This is a genomic window from Psychrobacter sp. TB20-MNA-CIBAN-0197 (assembly GCF_040309765.1).
In the GTDB taxonomy this organism is placed as follows: Bacteria; Pseudomonadota; Gammaproteobacteria; order Pseudomonadales; family Moraxellaceae; genus Psychrobacter; species Psychrobacter submarinus.
On record NZ_JBEOPC010000159.1, the window covers coordinates 1 to 385 of the forward strand.

At 38.2% G+C, this 385-nt stretch carries 1 protein-coding gene; it reads right to left on the reverse strand.

Going from position 1 to position 385, the window contains the following annotated elements; translation table 11 throughout:
* The coding region (locus tag AAEY83_RS13110; RefSeq protein ID WP_502945163.1) for a hypothetical protein at positions 1 to 329 on the reverse strand (329 nt) is incomplete at its 3' end.
* Between the last annotated feature and the right edge of the window lie 56 nt (positions 330 to 385).

Sequence of the window (385 nt, forward strand, 5' to 3'; positions counted from 1 at the left end):
GTTAGAGTGTAGGTGGTAGAGCTCCCACCACCTTGCTTCTGTAATAAATCTTTTTTGCAAAGCCTAGATAAAAGGCGACTTGCTGACAATGTTTCTAATTTAGTTATTTCTCTAAGAGTACTGTTATCAACTGCACCTGTTTCGTGAGCTAGCATAAGCGCCATAGCATCATCGTCTGACAAATCATGATTATCAAAAGCTTCAAGCCACTTTAATTGCTTATCGTCCATTAATTGATGTAAAAGAAAAGTAGCTTTAAAGTAGTTTCTAGTATGATCACTATCAAACTTAGGCTCACTTAGCCCAGCTTGTTTAAGTTTAGCTCTCATAGTGCGAATGCCACTTCCTTTAGTTTCTGCCAGCCTCAAATCATATAACACAGAGG